21 protein-coding genes and 1 pseudogene are annotated in these 19,346 nt (G+C 69.9%); 11 read left to right on the top strand and 11 right to left on the bottom strand.

Annotated features, from left to right (window positions below):
* Window positions 1-103: 103 nt before the first annotated feature.
* Window positions 104-1,498, top strand: a complete 1,395-nt coding sequence (locus AB0K25_RS14855; RefSeq protein ID WP_308290996.1) for a glycoside hydrolase family 6 protein — start codon at window positions 104-106, stop codon at window positions 1,496-1,498.
* A gap of 103 nt (window positions 1,499-1,601) precedes the next feature.
* Entirely contained in the window at window positions 1,602-2,024 is a 423-nt protein-coding gene (locus AB0K25_RS14850) for a nuclear transport factor 2 family protein (RefSeq protein ID WP_219466358.1), read from the top strand.
* A 25-nt stretch (window positions 2,025-2,049) separates the two neighbouring features.
* Here AB0K25_RS14850 and AB0K25_RS14845 read toward each other — a convergent pair whose 3' ends face one another.
* The 3 genes from AB0K25_RS14845 to AB0K25_RS14835 all read right to left on the bottom strand — a co-directional run bounded on the left by AB0K25_RS14845 (window position 2,050) and on the right by AB0K25_RS14835 (window position 5,772).
* A complete protein-coding gene (locus tag AB0K25_RS14845) occupies window positions 2,050-3,204 on the bottom strand; it encodes an MFS transporter (protein ID WP_357533354.1) in 1,155 nt (384 codons plus the stop codon).
* A gap of 506 nt (window positions 3,205-3,710) precedes the next feature.
* A complete protein-coding gene (locus AB0K25_RS14840) occupies window positions 3,711-4,274 on the bottom strand; it encodes an NAD(P)H-dependent oxidoreductase (RefSeq protein WP_219466361.1) in 564 nt (187 codons plus the stop codon).
* Window positions 4,275-4,317: 43 nt separating this feature from the next.
* Entirely contained in the window at window positions 4,318-5,772 is a 1,455-nt protein-coding gene (locus AB0K25_RS14835) for a DHA2 family efflux MFS transporter permease subunit (protein ID WP_357533231.1), read from the bottom strand.
* 81 nt (window positions 5,773-5,853) lie between these two features.
* Between AB0K25_RS14835 and AB0K25_RS14830 the strand changes: the two genes are divergently transcribed.
* From AB0K25_RS14830 to AB0K25_RS14820, 3 genes are all read left to right on the top strand, one after another.
* Window positions 5,854-6,315, top strand: a complete 462-nt coding sequence (locus tag AB0K25_RS14830) for a MarR family winged helix-turn-helix transcriptional regulator (RefSeq protein ID WP_219466365.1) — start codon at window positions 5,854-5,856, stop codon at window positions 6,313-6,315.
* A gap of 109 nt (window positions 6,316-6,424) precedes the next feature.
* Window positions 6,425-7,600 carry a metallophosphoesterase gene (locus AB0K25_RS14825; RefSeq protein ID WP_357533233.1) on the top strand — a complete coding sequence of 392 codons (1,176 nt, stop codon included), beginning with the start codon at window positions 6,425-6,427 and terminating at the stop codon, window positions 7,598-7,600.
* Between the two features lie 42 nt (window positions 7,601-7,642).
* Window positions 7,643-7,840 carry a hypothetical protein gene (locus AB0K25_RS14820; protein WP_219466371.1) on the top strand — a complete coding sequence of 66 codons (198 nt, stop codon included), beginning with the start codon at window positions 7,643-7,645 and terminating at the stop codon, window positions 7,838-7,840.
* 35 nt (window positions 7,841-7,875) lie between these two features.
* On the opposite strand, the gene AB0K25_RS14815 is transcribed toward AB0K25_RS14820, so the two are convergent.
* From AB0K25_RS14815 to AB0K25_RS14785, 7 genes are all read right to left on the bottom strand, one after another.
* Window positions 7,876-8,838, bottom strand: a complete 963-nt coding sequence (locus AB0K25_RS14815; RefSeq protein ID WP_219466374.1) for an ABC transporter permease subunit — start codon at window positions 8,836-8,838, stop codon at window positions 7,876-7,878.
* Window positions 8,835-9,725, bottom strand: a complete 891-nt coding sequence (locus AB0K25_RS14810) for an ABC transporter ATP-binding protein (RefSeq protein ID WP_357533236.1) — start codon at window positions 9,723-9,725, stop codon at window positions 8,835-8,837. Before AB0K25_RS14810 ends, AB0K25_RS14815 begins: the two co-directional genes overlap by 4 nt.
* A complete protein-coding gene (locus tag AB0K25_RS14805; RefSeq protein ID WP_219466379.1) occupies window positions 9,722-10,120 on the bottom strand; it encodes a GntR family transcriptional regulator in 399 nt (132 codons plus the stop codon). The genes AB0K25_RS14810 and AB0K25_RS14805 overlap by 4 nt, the downstream gene beginning before the upstream one ends.
* A 281-nt stretch (window positions 10,121-10,401) precedes the next feature.
* Entirely contained in the window at window positions 10,402-10,830 is a 429-nt protein-coding gene (locus tag AB0K25_RS14800; RefSeq protein ID WP_357533238.1) for a hypothetical protein, read from the bottom strand.
* 96 nt (window positions 10,831-10,926) lie between these two features.
* Window positions 10,927-11,097: a hypothetical protein gene (locus AB0K25_RS14795; protein WP_219466386.1), complete on the bottom strand. Its 171-nt coding sequence runs from the start codon at window positions 11,095-11,097 to the stop codon at window positions 10,927-10,929.
* Window positions 11,098-11,574: 477 nt separating this feature from the next.
* The gene (locus AB0K25_RS14790) at window positions 11,575-12,837 is read right to left on the bottom strand and encodes an ATP-binding protein (protein ID WP_357533240.1); all 1,263 of its coding nucleotides are present in this window, start codon (window positions 12,835-12,837) and stop codon (window positions 11,575-11,577) included.
* 468 nt (window positions 12,838-13,305) lie between these two features.
* Window positions 13,306-13,446, bottom strand: coding sequence for a hypothetical protein (locus AB0K25_RS14785; protein WP_357533242.1), 141 nt, complete (start codon window positions 13,444-13,446; stop codon window positions 13,306-13,308).
* A 61-nt stretch (window positions 13,447-13,507) separates the two neighbouring features.
* Here AB0K25_RS14785 and AB0K25_RS14780 point away from each other — a divergent pair, with 61 nt between their 5' ends.
* The 5 genes from AB0K25_RS14780 to AB0K25_RS14760 all read left to right on the top strand — a co-directional run bounded on the left by AB0K25_RS14780 (window position 13,508) and on the right by AB0K25_RS14760 (window position 16,013).
* Window positions 13,508-13,819: a hypothetical protein gene (locus tag AB0K25_RS14780; protein WP_357533244.1), complete on the top strand. Its 312-nt coding sequence runs from the start codon at window positions 13,508-13,510 to the stop codon at window positions 13,817-13,819.
* Between the two features lie 6 nt (window positions 13,820-13,825).
* Window positions 13,826-13,987, top strand: a complete 162-nt coding sequence (locus AB0K25_RS14775) for a hypothetical protein (protein ID WP_357533246.1) — start codon at window positions 13,826-13,828, stop codon at window positions 13,985-13,987.
* On the top strand, window positions 13,954-14,460 hold the full coding sequence (locus AB0K25_RS14770) for a hypothetical protein (protein WP_357533248.1): 507 nt from the start codon (window positions 13,954-13,956) through the stop codon (window positions 14,458-14,460). Before AB0K25_RS14775 ends, AB0K25_RS14770 begins: the two co-directional genes overlap by 34 nt.
* 129 nt (window positions 14,461-14,589) lie before the next feature.
* Window positions 14,590-15,171, top strand: coding sequence for a sigma-70 family RNA polymerase sigma factor (locus tag AB0K25_RS14765; protein WP_357533250.1), 582 nt, complete (start codon window positions 14,590-14,592; stop codon window positions 15,169-15,171).
* On the top strand, window positions 15,168-16,013 hold the full coding sequence (locus AB0K25_RS14760) for a hypothetical protein (RefSeq protein ID WP_357533252.1): 846 nt from the start codon (window positions 15,168-15,170) through the stop codon (window positions 16,011-16,013). The genes AB0K25_RS14765 and AB0K25_RS14760 overlap by 4 nt, the downstream gene beginning before the upstream one ends.
* A 376-nt stretch (window positions 16,014-16,389) precedes the next feature.
* On the opposite strand, the pseudogene AB0K25_RS14755 reads toward AB0K25_RS14760, so the two are convergent.
* Window positions 16,390-17,173, bottom strand: a pseudogene (locus AB0K25_RS14755) (IS256 family transposase); the annotation flags it as partial.
* Between the two features lie 958 nt (window positions 17,174-18,131).
* Here AB0K25_RS14755 and AB0K25_RS14750 point away from each other — a divergent pair.
* Window positions 18,132-19,346: ice-binding family protein (locus tag AB0K25_RS14750; RefSeq protein ID WP_363820544.1), on the top strand; the 1,215-nt coding region annotated here is incomplete at its 3' end.

Below are 19,346 nucleotides of genomic sequence, written 5' to 3'. Positions count from 1 at the left end.
CCCAATGAGCGGGCCGTACGTCTTGGCAGCGGCGCGTGCCTCGGCTACCGTCGTGGGAACGCTCCCATGTAGAAACATCTATGTGACCAGGAGGCAATACGTCGTGGCTACCCTCTCCTCGCTCCGCCGCAGATCGGTGGCGGCCTTCAGTGTGGCGGCCGTCGCGGGCGTCACCGCCGCCGGCGTCTGCCTCGCCGGCGGCACCGCCTCCGCCGGGACGATATCCGGACCGCTCTACCGTGACCCGACCACGGCCGTCGTCCGCTGGGTCTCCGCCAACCCCGGCGACTCGCGGGTCGGCGTCATCCGGGACAAGATCGCCAGCCAGCCGCAGGCCCGGTGGTTCGCCAACTTCAACCCGTCGACCGCGCAGTCCGAGGCCGCGTCGTTCGTCGGCGCCGCCAACTCCGCGCGGCAGATCCCGGTGCTCTCCATCTACGAGATCACCAACCGGGACTGCGGTGGGGCCAGCGCCGGTGGGGCACCCGACCTCAACCAGTACCAGACCTGGGTGTCGAACTTCGCCCGGGGGCTGGGCAACCAGACGGTCATCATCATCCTGGAGACCGACTCGCTCGCCCTGCTGACCTGCCTGAACAGCAACGAGATCAACGCCCGTAACCAGGCGATCTCGACGGCCACCCGGACCCTCAAGGCGGCCAACCCCAACGCCAAGGTCTACCTCGACGGCGGCCACTCCACCTGGAACAGCCCCAGCGAGACGGCCAACCGTCTGCGCGCGGCCGGCGTCCAGTACGCCGACGGCTTCTTCACCAACGTGTCGAACTACAACCCCACCTCCAGCGAGGCGAACTTCGGCCGGAACGTCATCAACGCCCTCAACGGCATGGGCCTGTCGGGCAAGCGTCAGGTCATCGACACCAGCCGCAACGGCGGTGCCAGCGGTGACTGGTGCGGCGACGACAACACCGACCGCCGCATCGGGCAGTACCCGACGACCAACACCGGCGACAACAACATCGACGCGTACCTGTGGGTGAAGCCGCCGGGCGAGGCCGACGGTTGCCGCTACACCGCCGGCTCGTTCCAGCCCGACCTGGCCTTCAGCCTGGCCAACGGCGCACCCAACCCGCCCGTGACGACCCCGCCGACCACCCCGCCGCCCACCACGGCCCCGCCGACGACCCCGCCGCCCACCACGGCCCCGCCCACCACGCCGCCGCCCACCACCCCGCCGCCTGCGGGCAACGGCTGCACCGCGTCGGTGGTGGTCAACCAGTGGAACGGCGGCTTCACGGCGAGCGTGACGGTCACCGCCGGCGCCACCGCCCTCAACGGCTGGAACGTCAGCATCAACCTGCCCGGTGGTGCCAGCGTCACCAGCACCTGGAGCGCACAGTCCAGCGGCACCAGCGGGACCGTCCGGTTCACCAACGTGAGCTACAACGGGCAGGTCGGTGCCGGGCAGTCGACCAACTTCGGCTTCCAGGGCAACGGCACCGGCCCCGGTGCGACCGCCACCTGCGCGGCCAGCTGACCCCACCCGAACGACGACGGCCCGACGCGGAAGGGTTCTCCGCGTCGGGCCGTCGTCGTTCGGCGTCCCCCCGCTCCGGCTCGTCCGCAGGCTAAACTGGAGGGTGGACCTCACACACCAGGAAATCTTCCAACGGTACGTCTACGCCGGTGCGGTCACCCGGGACCCGGATGCGATCGCCGCGTTGTTCACCGAGGACGGCGTCTACGAAGCACCGCTGGTTCCCGCCGGCCATCCGCTGCACGGCCGACTGGTCGGTCGGGCGGCGATCCGGGCCGGGACCAACGCCTACCACCAGCTTCCGACCCCCGAGGGCACGGTGAACCTGACGCGCTCCGCCCACCTCCTGCACGACACTCCGGACCCCGACGTGTTCATCGCCGAGATCGACGTCGCCTTCGACGGGACGGACGGGCAGCAGACGACGATGTCGCTCGTGCAGATATTCCGACTCCGCGCCGGGCAGATCGCCGTGCTCCGCGACTACTTCACCGAGCCGCCATCCGACGCCCCCGCCGGTCGGTAGCCCAGTCGGGCACCCCGGGCCACTGCTACAGGGCGGCGCGGCGTAGCGCGGCGCGGGACAGGAACACGGTGACGGCACCCACCGCGATCACCGCGTGCACGAGCAGGGCCGTGGCCATGCCGAAGCGCGCCGCCAGGACGCCGATCAGCAGGTTGCCGAGGGGGATCGAGGCGAACGCCACCAGCGCCAGCACCGCCAGCACCCGGCCCCGGTACTGCGGATCGCACCACGACTGCAACAGGGACGTGCCCAGGCTGGCGGTCACCCCGAGTAGCGCGCCGAGCGCCATGAAGATCGCCACCGCGAGGGCGGTGGAGTCCGCTGCGGACAGTGCGACGAGCAGCGCGGCCTGCACGAGCAGCGCCACGCCGAACACCGGCCCGGCCGCCCGCCGGGCCGGCACCACGATCAGGGCGAGAGCACCGATCGCCGAGCCGACAGCGAAGCCGGTGAGCAGCAGCCCCGCACCGCCCTCGTCGAGCCCGCGGTCGCGGGCGAACAACGCCAGCCCGACGTTGAGCACCCCCGCGCAGCTCAGCTCGTTGAGGAACAGCACGAACATCAGGCTCCGCAGCCGGGTGTGCCGCCAGGCGTAGGCCAGACCGGCGCGGACACCGGAAGCCCCGGCGCGGGAGGGTTGCTCAGGCACCGACTTCAGCGGGGGCGTGGGAAGAGGGCGGGTGGCAGCGACGGCAGCCATCGAAAACAGGTACGAGACGGCGTTGACCAGCGCGACCAGCAGGCCCCCGCCCAGGGCGAGCGCATAGGCGCCGACCGGTCCACCCGCCGCCTGCCCGCCGCGTAACGCCAGGGAGTAGAGGGCGTTGCCCCGGATGAGATCGTCCCTGGCCAGGAGTTGGGGTCGCAGCGCGGCCGAGGCGGGGACGAAGAACGCTCCGGTCACCGATAGCGCCCCCGCAGCCAGTAACAGCACCCACCACGGGCCACCGCCCAGCAGCGCGACGGCCGCGCCGACCATGACGACGGCGGAGACACCGTCGCTGACGATGATCACCTTCCGGCGGCTGTGCCGGTCGGCGACAGCCCCTCCGTACAGCAGCACCGCCAGGCGGGGCAGCGTGGCCAGCGCCAGCAGCAGTCCTGCCACGTCCGGGCTGACGGTGCTGGCCAGGGTCCAGGACAGGGCGATGTACCAGGCGGCGTTACCTACGGAGGACAGCCCGGTCCCGGTGACGAAGGCGAGCTAGTTGGCACCGAAGATGCGGCCCGAAGGCGGCGACGCCGGCACCCCGGTCCGAGCGGCGGGCCCAATGGCCGATCCCATCGCCTCTCCTCCCTCCGGGACTGGGCTCCGTCTCATTCCCCGCCGGAGAACGCCCCAACCCTCGCGTGGGCGGTCAGCGCATCCCTTGTGGACCGGACGGGGAGGGCGGCGGGAGCAGGTCAGGCCGCAGGGGCGAGGACGACGGTCTTGCCGGACAACTCACCCGCGCCGGCCTGGGCGTGCAGCGCGGGCAGGTCGGCCAGCGCCACCCGTTGGTTGACCTCGACCCGCAACTCACCGGTGCCGACGGACGGAAAGCGGATCTACGGCAGACCGACCAGCGGCGCCGGGCCGCCGAGAAGTGGCGACGGTAGCTCCCGCCGGACGCCCCGTGGACGTCCCGGAGCGTCACCGGCAGCGCAACGGTGGGGTGCCGTCGTCGACGGCACCCCACCGGCCGGTCACTTCTGGCGCAGCGTGGCCAGGGCGCCGCCCCAGGCCACCACCTGGTCCAGCATCCGGTGCAGGATGGGCTCCTGGTGCTCGGCCGGCAGCACCTCGCCGTTCGGGCCGAACTCGGTGAAGTAGTTCAGGGTGACCTGGTCACGGACACCGGCGACGTGCAGCTCCGCCAGCACCAGCCGCAGGTGCTCGACGGCCCGGATCCCGCCGTGGAGGCCGTACCCGACGAAACCGGCCGACTTGTCGCGCCACTCCGAGTAGAGGTAGTCGATGGCGTTCTTCAGTACGCCCGGGTAGGAGTGGTTGTACTCCGGGGTGACGAAGACGTACCCGTCGTAGCGCGAGATGGTCTCCGCCCAGCGCCTGGTGTGGTCGCCCACGTAGTTCTCCGGTCCCATCGCCGCCGGCACCGCCTCGTCGAGGTGCGGCAGGTCGTGGTCGGCCAGGTCGACGATCTCGTAGCTGGCGTCTCCGCGCTGCGTGGCCAGCTTGTGGACCCACTGCGCCACCGCCTCGCCCCGCCGTCCCGGGCGGGTGCTGCCGATGATGATGCCGATACGCATTGGTTGACCTCCTGATTGTTGGACGTGCTCAGCGGTGCCCGGGTCACTTCGGCCCCGTCCGGCGGGCGCCTCGTTGCGCCCGGGTGAGCCAGGTGGCGAGGACGAGGGCGACGGCGGCCATCCCGGTCAGCCACCAGAAGGTGCCCTGGAACGCCGCGGCGACCTCGACCTCGGATCGGGCGTCGGCCAGCGCGTCGGCGAGTACCACGACGCAGAGCGCGCTGCCGACGGCGCCGCCGACCCGGGACAGGATGTTCACCTGCGCACTGGCGTCCGGCATCTGGTGGGACCGGACCCGGGCCAGCGCGGCGGAGACCACCGGGGATCCGGCGAGGGCCAGGCCGACACCCCGGACCACCTGGAGGGCCTCGACGAGGACGACGTTCGGATCGGACGGCAGGACCGCCATCGGGACGGTGCCGGCGACGGTGACCACGAGCCCGACCACGGTGACGATGCCGCCGCCGTGTCTGTCGGTCAGCCGTCCGGCGACCGGGAAGGTGACCGTGGCGCCGAGGCTGAACGCCATCAGCAGCAGACCGGTGTCGATGATGCCCCTGGCCATTGCGAGTTGGAAGTACAGCGGCATCACGATCAGCCCTCCGAAGAGTGCCGCGCTGGAGAAGAAGATGGTGCTGGCGGCGGCGGCGTAGACCGGATCCCTGGTCAGTCGCAGGTCCATCAGCGGCTCGGCGGCGCGCAGCGACCGGTGGACGAAGAGCACGAGCGCGACCAGCGCGACCGCCAGTGGGGCCAGCACGGCCGCCGCGAACAGCCCGCGCCGGTCCATCGCTGCGGTGACGGCGTAGGTGAGCAGCGGCAGCCCCAGGGCGACCAGGAACAGGGCCGGCACGTCCGGCCGGGCGGCCCGACCGGCCGCACCACGCGGAACGACCCGCAGGGCCACCAGCAGCCCGACGATCCCGATCGGCACGTTGACCAGGAACATCCAGCGCCAGGAGAAGTTGTCGATGAGTAGGGCGCCGATGATCGGGCCGAAGGCCGGGGCCAGGATGGCCGGCACGCTGGACACGGCGATCACCCGACCCATCCGTCCGCTCCCCGCGACCTGACCGAGGATGGCCATTCCGGTGGGGATGAGCAGTCCGCCGGTCAGCCCCTGGAGCACCCGGGCGGCGATGAGCGTGTCGGCGCTGCGGGCGAGCGCGCAGAGCGCGGAGGTGAGGGTGAATCCGGCCAGCGCCCAGAGCCAGAGCCGACCGGTGCCGATCCGCCGGCTGACCCAGCCGCAGGTGGGCAGGGCCGCGGCGAGGGCGAGCAGGTAGCCGCTGTTGATCCACTGCATCTCGGTCAGTGAGGCGTCCAGTTCCCGACCGATGATCTCGATGCCCACGTTGACGAGCGAGGTGTCCAGGCCGGTCATCACCGAACCGGACGCCAGGACGACCGCGACCCGCCACACCGGGGCGGGAACCGCCGTGGTGGGGGTCCGTCCCGCGCTGGTGTCCGTGCCGGCGCTCGCGCTGCCCACTGTCATCGCCGCCCCATCACAGATCGTTGGACAACCAACGATAATCGCCAGGTCGTTGGAAGTCCAACGTTTAGCTACACTGGTCGGGTGAGTGAGCACGAACCCGCTCAGCAGCCGGGGGCCCCGCCGGCTCGGCTCCGGCGGCTGACCTCCTGGCTGCTCCACCACGGGGCGGCCCGCGCGAACCGGGTCGTCGGGACGCACCTGGACCGCCCCGGCGACCGGATGCGGTACGGCATCCTTGCCGCGCTCGACGAGTTCGGCGGGATCAGCCAGGCAGAGCTGTGTCGCCGGCTGGGCATCGACCGGGGCGACGCGGTCACCACGCTGAGCGGGATGGAGACCGACGGCCTGCTCCGCCGGGAACCCGACCCGGTGGACCGGCGCCGCAACGTCGTTCACATCACCGACGCCGGAACCGCCCGGATGCGGGAGATGGACACACTGGTCGACGCCGCCCAGAACGACCTGCTCGACCGGTTCACAGTGGCCGAACGCGCCCAGTTCAGCGCCCTGCTGCGCCGCCTGGTCGACATCCCGCCACCCTGAGCTGCCAGGTCGCCGGCACACCGGTCACGCCACCGGTGGGCAGGTTGCCGGCATGGTCGATCCAGCCCGGGGCGTGTCATGCTGCACGGACCCCGACGGGAGGATGACGATGGCTTCTGGCGATGCCGTACAGGTGCGGCCGGCGCGAGGGCTGCTGCGACCTCTGCTGTCCGGGGCGACGCTGATCGCGGTCCTGGCGTTGCTGTTCGGGCTGCCGTGGTGGACGTTGACGGTGGCGGCGCGCTGGCCGGCGGCGGTGATGGGCGCCGGCACGGCCGTGTTCGTGGTCGCGGTGGTCGCATTCCCCGTTCTGATGTATCTCGGGCACGGCCGCCGGCGGCTGGATTCGGCGGCGCGCATCGCGGACTCACTGCTTGGCCTGGTCTGGATCCTGTTCGTCTGGACGCTGATCGCGAACGTGCTCCGGCTCCCGCTCGCCGTGGCGGGAGTCGCCGATCCGGTCCGGTCCCGGGCCGTGGCGGTCGGTGCGGCGTTCGTCTCGGTCGTCCTGGCCATCTGGGGGTACGCCGAGGCGATGCGGGTGCCCCGGGTCCGGCGGGTGGACATCACCATCGACCGGCTGGGTGCCGGTCTCGACGGGGTCCGGGTCGTGCTACTGACCGACACCCACTATGGCCCGATCGACCGGGCCCGCTGGTCCGCCCGCACGATCGAGGTGGTCAACGACCTGGCCCCCGACATCGTCTGCCACACCGGCGACATCGCCGACGGCACGGTCGACCAGCGCCGGGCGCAGGCAGCGCCGCTGGGCACCGTGCAGGCCCGGCTGGCCCGGGTGTACGTGACGGGCAACCACGAGTACTACGGCCAGGCGCAGGGCTGGGTCGACCACATGCGGACCCTCGGCTGGGAGCCTCTGCACAACAGGCACCTCGTGGTGGAGCGGGGCGGCGCACGGCTCGTCGTGGCCGGGGTCGACGACGTGACCGCCGCCGCGTCGGGCGTGGCCGGTCACCGCGCCGACCACGCGGCGGCGCTGGCCGGCGCCGACCCGCAGCTGCCTGTGCTGCTGCTGGCGCACCAGCCGAAGCAGATCGACGACGCGGTCGCGGCCGGTGTGGATCTGCAGCTGTCCGGGCACACCCACGGCGGCCAGATGTGGCCGTTCCACTACATGGTCCGGCTCGACCAGCCGGTCGTGCAGGGCCTCAGCCGGCACGGTCGGACCCAGCTCTACACGAGCCGGGGGACCGGTTTCTGGGGCCCACCATTCCGGATCTTCGCGCCGAGCGAGATCACCCTGCTCACCCTCAGGGCTGGTTAGGCGACTGCCGGCGCCCACGAATCCCTTCGAATAGTCGCCGACGTGACCGGCGAACACCACGCCCGCCGGTACGCCGCACTGCTCCTCGCCAGCGCCGACGGCATCGCCGGCATGGAACTCACCGGTCAGCTCGAAGGCGACAAATGGCGTACCACCGCCGAAGAGTTGATCGACACCCTCGTCACCATGGTCGCCGCTCAAACCCACGGAAGCGCCGTGGAAGCGACTGGCAGTTCCTGACCCGTTCCCTCTGGGATCCCGGTGGGACCATCTGGTCAGAACGTGGGGCGGCGGATCCGCCAGAAGACCAGCGCCAGCAACAGCAGGGCCAGCGCGACGAACGTGGCGGTCTCGATGGCCTGGAAGGTCCAGTAGCGTTCGACGGGTTGGTAGACAGCCCACCGTTGGATGCCGTGGTCGTGGAGGTAGACGGTGGGGTCGCCGCCCCCCTCCCGGGCCCTTCCCTCCATGATCACGGCGTCGAGGCCGGTGATGTGGCGGCCGTTGGCGTCGACGAACCCCTGGTCGAGGACCATGTCCCGGGCACTGGTCGTACCGTCGGTGATGTCGCCCGCTCCCGGCACGAAGGCCTGGACGTGGGTGACCGGCGTGCGGAAGTGCGGGCGGATCCAGCCGGCGACGGTGAAGCGTACGGCCAGGAATGCCACGAACGCCACGGCGGCGGCCGGCAGGCTGCGGCGCAGCACCGGCCCGGCTGCGACGCCCAGCGCGAACGCGAACAGGGCGTACGCCATGGGCACGACTCCGGTCAGGTCGAAGCCGGTGATGTCGAACCCGCCCAGCAGGTCGAGTGGCTGCCGGTACCAGGCGACCACCGTGGACAGTCCCGCCGCGAGAAGGACGCTGACGGTGCCGAGTACCAGGATCTTGACGGTCAGCCAGCGCCGGCGCGGCACCGCCTGGGTCCAGGCCAGCTGCCAGGTGCCCGCCTCCAGCTCCCGGGCGAGCAGCGGCGCACCGAGGAAACCGCCGATCGCGTACGGGACGAAGTTGAGCAGGATCAGCACGGTGGTGCTGTAGCCGTGGTCCTGCTGTAGCCGGGCCAGCGCGGATCGGCAGCCCTGGTCCAGCGGTGGCACCAGGCAGTGTGTCGGACCCATCGGGAACAGGGCGTGCATCGGCCGGCCGAGGACGAACAGCGCCACCGCGACGACGCCGACGAAGACCGTCAGTGCCAGGACCTCGGTACGGTGCTGACGCCACATCATCCACGTCATGCGGTCTGCTCCCGGTGTTCGGCGTCGAGGCCGGCGGGCCGGCGCAGATAGGCCAGCACGAGCTCTTCCAGCCCGACGGGGTTCGCCTGCCAGCCGGGTATGACCGGCGTTGCCGCCTGGCGTACCAGCATGGTGGTGTGCCTGTCGCTGTGGCTGACCTCGACCACGGACGGGCCGTGAGGGTCCGCCCCGACCCGTGGACCCAGGAGCAGCCGGTGTTCGGCCAGCAGCGAGTCGATGTCGCCGTCGAGTACGACCCGGCCGTGGTTGATCACCACGAGGTGGTCGCAGACCCGTTCCAGTTCGTGGATGGCGTGGGAGGAGAACAACACGGTCAGCTGGCTGTCGGCGACCGCGCCCATCAGGGTCCGCTGGAACTCCTGCCGGGCCAGCGGATCCAGGCTGGACAGTGGCTCGTCCAGGACCAGCAGGTCGGGTCGCTTGGCCAGCGCCAGCGTGAGCGCCACCTGGGACTGCTGCCCGCCGGAGAGCGCGCCGGCGCGGGCGTGCAACGGGATGCCCAGTTGGGTCAGGCGTCGCGCGGCCAGCCCGTGGTCGAAGCGTACGTTGCAGGAGCGGCCGAAGCGCAGCAGGTCCGCCACGGTGAACTGGCGGTAGAGCGGGTGGTCCTGCGCGAGGAAACCGATGCGGGTCAGGGCCCGCACACTGTTGGTGGCGGGCGATTCGCCGAACACCTCGACCGATCCCGTCGTCGGCGTGAGCAGCCCGACCGCCAGGCGCAGCAAGGTGGTCTTGCCGGCGCCGTTCGGGCCGACCAGGGCGCTGACGCGGCCGGGGGGCAGCTCCAGGGTGCAGTCGCGCAGGGCCCAGGCTTTGCGGTACCGCTTGCCGAGGTTCCTGGTACGCAGCGCGGGGTGGGCCGTCATGCTGACTCCGCAGTCGTCTTGGTCTGGTGGTGGACGCTGGCGAACAGCGCGGCGATCGCCTGATCGTCCAGCCCTGCGGCGTACGCCCTCCGCAGCCAGGTCTGCAGGCCGCTCCGCAAGGAGGTGTAGGTGGCCGGGGGCACCGCAGCCGGCAGCGCGTCGTTGACGAACGTGCCGTGGCCTGGCCGGCCGGTGACGAGGTTCTCCTGCTCCAGCTGGCGGTATGCCTTCGCCACCGTGTTCGGATTGATGGCCAGCGACTCGACGACCTCCCGGATCAGGGGCAGGCGGTCACCGGGTCGCAGGAAACCCAGCAGGACAGCCTGCTGGACCTGGTGGACCAGCTGCAGATACGGCGGTACGCCGGAGCCGGTGTCGAGCCGGAAGTGGAACATCGAGCCTCCCTGCTTTACTAGGGTAGTAGTAAAGCGGTAGGGCTCGCCCGCCGTCAAACCGCGTCACCGCGTACTCGCCGAGACGCAGCTCGACCCGCCGGAACCGGCGCGGGCCGAGGGCGTCCGCGCGGTCGCGGCGGCGGCACGCCGGGAGCTCGGGCTCGACGGCGGCCGGTGTCGCACCCGGTACGGCTGCTGGAGGCGCACGGGGTGATCGTGTTGTCCCTGCCGGACACCGTCGAACGGGTCGACGCGTTCTCACCCTGGCTCGGGTGCGTCGCCTACTCAGGCGGTGTGGCGGTGGGTGCTGTCGGTTCGACGTGGCGGCTGTCCCACACCCACTGGTCGTCGTCGTGGTCGGTCAGGGTGCTGCATCGGTAACGCAGGAGGCCCACGTCCGTGCTCGGATCTTGGCCGCCGGGATGGGGAGGTGTCGGGTCCAGCGCCACGTCCGTGTTGTAGACGAGCCGGTCGGCCAGTCGGTGGTCACGACGGAATCCGGTGCGCCACTGTGAGTCGCCGCCCCAGCCGTGCGACAGGTCGGCCGCCTGCCGGTACCGCCGCCGCCACGCCCAGTACAACGTCGAGTTAGCGGCGAGTACGGGATCCAGGTGGCGGGCACCGGCGCGGACGCTCACGCCGCCCCGCATGAGCAGCAGCGACCCGAGCAGGCACCCCGGCCACCACTGCCCGGCCAGCACCGGCGGCAACTGCGGATCGTCCGCCGGCTCGACCTCGACGATCTCGTGCAGGAACGGATGGAACCCTTCCCCCGCTGGGAACGTGCCGCCGATCGCCGCGACGAACTATTGGTACGCCGAGGACGGGAGCCAGTCCGTGGGATCGTCGGGATCGGTGGCGTGGGGCTGGCTGGGCAGGATCAGTAATTCCATCACCCTGCTCACCGCGTACAACGTCCACAGGTCCTCGTGCGCCAGCGCGACGGCGGCCATCTGCGGCTCGCCGACCTGCCGCAATGCCGTCAGGATCGACGGGTGGGTAGCAACCCGCGGGTCGAGGACGTCCCGATCCCATGCGCTGCCGCTGTAGTCGAGGGTCGGCGCGAACAGGCCGAAGCTGACCCCCTGCCACGCTGTGGGGAGTGCCTGCGCATCGATCGATGGCGTTTGAGTGCGCTCCTGGGCTGGGACAACGGCGATCCGAGGAACGTGGGTTACTCTCTGACATCCCAGGTGAACCTGCGGGGTCGCTAGACTCGGCGCTCACGCCCTCGTAACTCAGGGGGATGGAGCATCGGTTTCCTAAGAATGGCCTCCGCCGGTGTTCGCAGGCCGATGACCTGCGGCTTCTTACTTCTTGGCCTCGTGTGCCGGTCGCTGCGGGGCGCTGCTGGGATCGCTTACTGAAGATCAGCAGGGCCGCGCCCTTTCGGTCCTCGAAACCCTTCAGTCCTCGATGGCCCTGACCGGTTGAGGAGTGACCTGCGGGCGAGGTCAGTCTGCTGCCGGGGCGGGAACCTGCCACAGGGTACTGACCGGCATGGCGCGGAGTTTGTCGCCGAACGGCAGTGTGGCGGTTCCGGTGTGAAGGACGATGCCGGCGATGAAGTCATTGCCGAGGCGGTCGGCGAGTCGGCGTAGCCCGCGGAAGTCGTCGGGTCCGACGGTGGTGGCTGCTTTGACCTCGATCCCGACCACCTGCCCAGCTCGGTTCTCGAGCACCGCGTCGACTTCGTACCTGCTCTGGTCGCGGTAGTGGGACAGATCGACGGGCTGCTCGGACCAGGTGAGCTGCCGGGACAGCTCGGACAGGACGAATGACTCGAGTAACGGGCCGAACGGTGCGCCCGGCCGGAGCAGTGCCCGGGCGTCGGTCGCGATCTCGTTGGCGGCGATGCCCGAGTCGACGAAGATCAGTTTGGGCGCGGCGGTGGCGCGGGTGCCCAGGTTGCGGGACCAGCCCGGGATCCGTTTGATCAGGAAGATCTCTTCCAGGGCCTGGAGGTAGCGGGCGATCGTCGGCCGGCTGAGTGAGAGGGCGGACTCGAGGGAGTTCGCGGCGATGATTGACGCGGATCTGGCCGCGAGGAGGCGTACCAGCTTGCGTAGCTCGCCCTTGTGCTGGATGTCGGACAGCTGGCGGACGTCGCGGTCGATGAGCGCCTGGACGTAGGCGTCGAGGAACCGTTGGCGGCGGCGCGGGTCGGTACGGGTGGTGGCCTCGGGTAGGCCGCCGCGCACTATCCTGGCCGCGTAGTCGGCACGGGTGACGTCCGACTCGTGTCGCAGGTCCGGACCGAGCGTGAAGACGGCGTCGATGAATCCGTCCGGCGCTGCGTCGAGTTCGCCTTGGGAAAACGGCCAGAGTTCGACGGTCTCCATCCGGCCGGGTAATGCGTCCGGGGCGGCAACCATGCCGAACAACCGTGACGAGCCGGTGAGCAGATACCGGCCCGGACGGGGGTCCTCGTCGACTGCTGCCTTGATGGCCAACAGGAGTTCCGGAGCGCGCTGGATCTCGTCGATGACCAGGAGTTCGGCGGAGTCCACGAAGCCGACCGGGTCGGCTATCGCTGCCGCCCTGTCCTGGGCCCGATCAAGATCGCGGCGTTCGGCCAGGCGATCGCCGGCAACGAGGCGGACCAGGGTGCTCTTGCCTGCTTGTCGTGCTCCGTTGATCAAGACGACGCGGGTGTCCGCCAGGGCAGCATCGACCTGCGCGGCGGCGCGGCGGGGGATCAGATGTGGTGCGGACACGGCGTCATCATAACGGCCGCGTTTTCGATCTGCGAGGGCTATGGCTTTCGATCTGCGGCAGAAGGTGCGTTCGGTACGCGGTTATTTGATGTTCGATCTGCGGGCCACGCGGGCGAGCCGGTTCGTGGAAGGAGCCCAGGGCTACGTCGCGTTGTCGTGGGTCGCGGCGAGTTCGGGAAAGGCTTCCTCCCAAGGCTGGCGGAGTTGGGGTGGCAGCCAGAGGGTGGGCCAGAGTTGCCGGAGGGGGTCTCATGTTCTGGTGAAGCCGAGGGCCCGGTATCCGGGCATGCGGCGTGGGAGTGAGGCGGCGAGGATGGGTGAGGCTGGGTCGTGGTAGTCGTGGGCCTCGGCGAGGTCCTTGCCGGGCGCGGCGCGGATGACGCGGCCGGCGCATTGGACGAGTAGGCCGTCGTAGGAGATCGGGCCAGCGAGGAAGAGGGTGTCGAGGGCGTGACCAGCCCCGGAGGCTCAACCGGAGCGGACAACTGCTCCGGTGCCGCAAGTCGTGTCCTGGCCGCGCAGCTCCAGCAGACGTACCAGCCGGGCGTTCTCCGCCCGTAACCGCTCCACCTCCCGGCGAAGATCGACGAATTCGGCCACCGAACCCATGCCGACCATCCTCGCGTAGCGGGCTCCGAACACCCTGACGCCGGTCCGATATCCTCCGCCGATGGCATCGAAGGGCAACGCCGCGCTAGAGGCGATGATCGAGGAAGCCACGGTCGACGCGTACGGCGACGACGAGCAGCTCACCGGCCTGTTCACCATGATCGAGGAGCATCTTTCGGTCCCGTTCACCACTACCGTTCTCGGCGTCGAGGTCACCGTGCGGAAGATCAACCTGACTGCGGACACCATCGTCGCGGTCTGCGCCCGAGGCCAGCACCGGCAGCGGATCGACCTGCTCGACCTGCCGCTGCCCACCCCTACGCCGGACGGCGCCGCGTGGATCGACGCTTACCGGCACTGGGCCGGGAGGTAGGCCGCGATGAGCGAGTACCAGTACTACGAGTTCACCGCCGTCGACCGGCCCCTCACTGGGCGGGAGCGGGCCGAGTTGCGGTCGCTGTCGACACGCGCCGACATCACTGCCACCAGCTTCGCCAACACCTACGAGTGGGCAACTTCAAGGGCGACCCGCGCACGCTGATGGAGCGGTATTTTGACGCGCACCTGCACCTGGCGAACTGGGGAACCCGCCAGCTCATGCTGCGACTACCGAAACACGTACTCGACCCCGCCACCGTGGCCCAGTACTGCCAGGGTGACAGCGCGTCCGCTTGGACTGCCGGCAAGCACGTCATCATCGACCTTCACGACGAGGACGAGGACGGCACCGACGAGTGGGATCTGGACGGCCACGGTCCGCTCGCCTCGATCATCCCGGTCCGGGCCGGCCTCGCAGCCGGCGACCCCCGCCGCCTGGCACCGGGTCGACGAACTCATCGCCACGAAGAGAGCCCGCGAGTACGACACCGCCGTGCAACTCCTCATCGACCTGCGCGATCTCGCCGAAGGCGACGGAGACAGCGGGTTGTTCCAACAACGACTGGCCGAGCTACGGTCGGTGCACGCAAGCCCGGCCTGCTCGAACGCCTCAACCTCGCAGCCCTCGACACCTGACGCTTGGTTCGCCGCCCGGTGAGCTGGCCACCATCGCCTACACGCGCTGCGGCTCTCGCGCCGGCGCCACGGCCTCAGGCCTCGACCGTCGGCCTGCAACAGGGTCGGCGTGGGCGGCCATAGTGTGGTGTGAGGCATCAAGTATGGCCGTCGGACGAGGACCTGTGGTCCTCGATCGCCGCCGGTGACGAGGCGGCGTTCGGTCGGCTCTTTGACCGATACTCCCGCCCGGTCTACAACCACGCGTTCCGGCTGACCGGGTCGTGGTCGACGGCTGAGGACGTCACCCAGGCGACGTTCCTCGTCGCGTGGCGCCGCTGGCACAACGTCCGCCTGGTGGACGGATCGGCGCTGCCGTGGTTGCTGGTCGTCGCCACGAACGCGGTCCGCACCGAGCGGCGGTCGGCGCGCCGGTGGTTGGCGCTGATACGGCGGCTGCCGGTGGAGCGGTACGCCGATGGTGACCTTGCCGATGAGGTTTCCGCGCGGCTCGACGATGAGCGGCGGATGACCGAGGTCCTCTCGGTGGTCCGCAGGTTGCCGCCGGCCGAGCGGGAGGCGGTGGCGTTGTGCCTGTGGTCCGGCGTGTCGTACCCGGACGCGGCGGCCGTGTTGGGCATCAGCGAGGTGGCGGTGCGGTCGAGGGTGAGCCGCGCGCGCAGCCGCCTGGCCCGTCTGATGCCGGAGAAGATCCAGGAGGGGAAGCGGTGAACGACATTCTCGACCTGCCCGCGGAGCGGGACCTGCCGCCGGAGGCCGCGCTTGCGATACGGGCCCGGATTCTCGGCTTCGTGAGCCCGCCTCCGCCGCGTATTCCACGACTGCGGATCGCCATTGCTGCGGCGGTGCTGCTGGCCGTGGCGTCCGGTGCTGCGGCGGTGGTGCGGGACCGGCCGGAGCGCTCGACCATGCAGGTGCTGGCCATGGGACCCGGGGAGCTGTCGCCGACGCTGCGGGAAGCGGCCGAGCGGTGCCTGCAGTGGAACTCCCCGCAACGACAGACCCGGCAGAATCCGGGTGAGCGACCCGTCCCGGTGTCCCTGGCCGACCTCGCGGTGGCCACCGAGCGAGGTGACCGCACACTGGTGTTGTTCATGAACGACGTCGGCTACGCCACCTGCGACGTGGAAGGGACGGGAACAGCCCGGGAGTCCGGCGGGGGCGCCACCGAGCCGTGGCCGCACGGCGCCTGGCTGCCCGGGCCGGTGCAGCGGCTGCTGCTGGCCTCCACCGAGTCCGACGGCGGGGACGTCAGCATCAGCGGCCGGGCCAGCAGCCGCGTCCACCGCCTCGTCCTCGACCACGGCGACGGCCACACCACCACAGCACGACTTTCGCGAGGCGCGTTCGGCCTCATGACCAGTGACGCAAGACTCAAAGCGAGCAACGACCCTCAACTGGTCAGCTACGACTCCGGAGGGACCGAGATCGACAGGCGCCCGCTGTTCCAGGCCGAGGACCAACTCGAGCACTGCTACACGGGCCCCGACGGGAAGCGGATCTACGGCAAACCGACCAGCGACTGCCGTCCTGCCGAGAAGTGGGGGCGATAGCCACGATCGGAGGCTGACCGCTGACCGGGGACGTGGGTCGTCACTCGCGGACCAGCCCCGGCGGCAGCGCGTCCTCGTCGAGTCGGACATGGCGGGCATTGGCCACGGGGTCGCGTTCGAGGGTGTGGATAAGTGGCGCCGGGCCGCCGACGCAGGTCCAGGTGTCGTCCCAGAGCGCGGAGACCAGCTGTGGCGTTTTCGGCTCTGTCTCACTACGCAGTCCCCTGACTTTTAGGTAGCTCGCTGACGCCAAGATTCGGGCGATGTCTACTAGTTTGTCGGCGAGCACATCGATGATCCGAGGTCGAGTTGTGTCAACGCGGTCACGTCCGCGCTGGTGGTGTGAGAGACGGCCATCGCGTGATCCGGTCTGATGTTATGCGGCGATCGATGTCGCGTCGGTCTGGTCGGTGTCGTGTTGGCTGCTGTCGACGGTGATCAGGCGGGCTTTGGTGAGGAGTTCCAGGTCCATGTAGCGGCGGCCTTCGGTCCATTCGTCGGTCTGCTCGGCCAGGACGGCGCCGACGAGGCGGATGATCGCCGCCCGGTTGGGGGAAGATCCCGACGACGTCGGTGCGGCGGCGGATCTCCTTGCTCAGGCGTTCCTGTGGGTTGTTCGACCAGATTTGGCGTCAGATCTCGCGCGGGAAGCCGGTGAAGGCGAGTAGGTCGTCGCGGGCGGCGTCGAGGTGCTCAGCGGCGGCCGGGAACTTCGCCTCGATCGTGGCGACGACCCGCCCGTACTGGGCTGCGACGGCTTCGGCATCGGGCTGGTCGAAGATCGTGCGGATCAGGGTGGCGACCCAGGGTTGCGCCGACTTGGGCACTTTCGTGAGTAGGTTGCGCAGGTAGTGGGTGCGGCACCGTTGCCAGGTCGCGTCGGGCAGGGCAGCGCCGATCGCGGCGACGAGGCCGCAGTGGGCGTCGGAGATGACGAGCTGGACCCCGGACAGTCCGCGGGCGGTCAGTGATCGCAGGAACGCCAGCCATCCCGCGCCGTCCTCGTCGGAGGCGACGTCGATGCCGAGGACTTCACGCTGGCCGTCGGCGTTGACCCCGACCGCGATCAGGGCGTGGACGTTGACCGTGCGTCCGTGTTCGCGGACCTTCATGGTCAGGGCGTCCATCCACACGAAGGTGTAGTGGGCGGCGTCCAGGGGAGGTCGGCGTAGTCACTGCCCCGCCGACGGTCAACGTCAGGGCTAATGTCACTCATCGATGGCTCCCGCTGGTCGTCGTCCGCTGGCTGGGTCAGCGCCGTCGGCCAGATCAACCGATCAGGTGGGCCGTGATCCGCTCAGGTCGCGCTGCGGGCCAGGTGGCCGCCTGCGGTGCCGGGCCGAATTCAGTCACGGCCTCGTGGCCTGTTGAGTTACGCCTGATCCTTCATTCGCCGAACCCGGCGTCACGGAGCGCTCCTTTCCGGCCTGCTCACATGCCTCTTGCCCTAGTCTGGGCCGACCGGGGGGCCGGCCAGGGCCGATCGCGGGGATTGCGAGCCAGCGCAGCAGAGGCCGGTTCGACCGGGGCATGGCGGCGCGCAGAAGTGGCGGGTGGACCCGTGTGCCGCTCGCCCGCATACGGGGTTCCCCCGGCCCGACGGCAGTCGACCCGCACCCGGCCCGACGGGGTCCTCGCGGGCAAGGTGTACAGCGCCCCCGCCAACCGTGCGCCGGGCGGCAGCCCGGCCACGATCTCGATCAGGGTTGGTCAGGCGCAAGCGGGCACAAAGAGGGTCCAAGGGTGGCCGACCGCCGACTTCGACCCCACCGCCTGCCGCCAGCGTCACCCTGTCGAGTGCGGCTTCAACCAGCTCGAACACCGCCGGGCGATGGCCGCCACGTTCGATCATCTCGCTGTGAGCGACCAGGCCACGCTTCGCGTCGCCGCGATCAACTCATTGCTCCGACCCGAGCTTTGAGACGCGGCCAGCAGGACTGGCCGAGCGATATGAAGACCTATCTGGTTACTGCCGTTTTAGCGCATTTGGTCGTTTTTAAACACCTTTGCACCGATACACTCCGGCCCGAGGCTTTTGGGATGCTCATCGCGAGCGTCGGTACAGCTTTCGCGTTCTGAATCTCTGCCCGCTGGCGGGCTCTATTGGTGGGGGAATCCGTGTCGAGATCCGTTTCGCTCGCGTATCGCGTGCGTCGTCGGTCCACTGCGACGTTGATGGCGGGGGCCGTCGTCGCTACGACGATCCTTGTCGGCGTCTCGGGGGCGCCGGCCTGGGCTCAGTCTCCGGTGCCGTTGGGGACTGCCGAGACCTATGGGGTGTTGGCCGGTCAGGCGGTCACCGACGTTCCGCCCCCCGTCGGTCCTTCGGTCATCAACGGGGACCTGGGTGTCTGGCCGGGCACGTCAGTCACCGGGGCTCCCGTGGTGAACGGCGCCACGCACGTCGGTGACGCAGCGGCGATGCAGGCCCAGTCCGATCTGACCACGGCGTACAACTTCGCCGCGGCCGAGCCCACGACCAGCACGGTAGGCGAACTCGGCGGGCAAACCCTGGTCGCCGGGGTGTACACGTCACCCGCCACCATGTCTCTGACCGGCACCGTCACGTTGGACGGGCAGAACGATCCCAACTCGGTGTTCATCTTCCAGGCGGGGTCCGATCTGATCACCGCGGTTGACAGCCGGGTCAGCCTGGTCAACGGCGCCCAGGCGTGCAACGTGTTCTGGCAGGTCAGCAGCTCGGCGACCCTGAACACCCGGACCGTCTTCGTCGGAAGCATCCTGGCGTTGCAGTCGGCGACTCTGGGCGAGGGAGCCACCGTCGCCGGACGGGTGCTGGCCCGCAACGGTGCCGTCACGCTGATCCACAACACGATCACGCGACCGTTCTGTGCCGCATCCATCGCGCCCCCGACCATCTCGAAGGCCTTCGAAGATGCGACGATCCCGGTTGGCGGGACGACGTCGTTGAGTTTCACTCTCACCAACCCCAACGCGGGTACCTCGTTGACCGGGGTCACTTTCACCGATGCGCTACCCGCCGGGCTGGTGGTGGCCACTCCGAATGGTCTGACTGGTTCGTGTGGTGGTGGCACGATCGCCGCGACGGCCGGTGGTGGCAGCATCAGTTTGGCTGGTGCGACGTTGCCGGCTGGTGGGAGTTGCACGTTCTCGGTGAACGTCACCGCTACGACCAGCGGTACGAAGGTCAACACGACAAGTCCGGTGGACTCGAACGAGAGTGGTCCGGGCGCCGTCGCGTCGGCGACCGTCACGGTCGGCGCGGCGGTCGTCGCGCCACCGACGATCGCCAAGGCTTTCGATGACGCGACCATTCCGGTTGGCGGGACGACCGCGCTGGGTTTCACCCTC

The organism is Micromonospora sp. NPDC049257 (assembly GCF_040678915.1).
Lineage (GTDB): Bacteria > Actinomycetota > Actinomycetes > Mycobacteriales > Micromonosporaceae > Micromonospora > Micromonospora antibiotica.
Note: the sequence above shows the minus strand (reverse complement) of the source record. Positions and strands in the feature narration are given on the sequence as shown.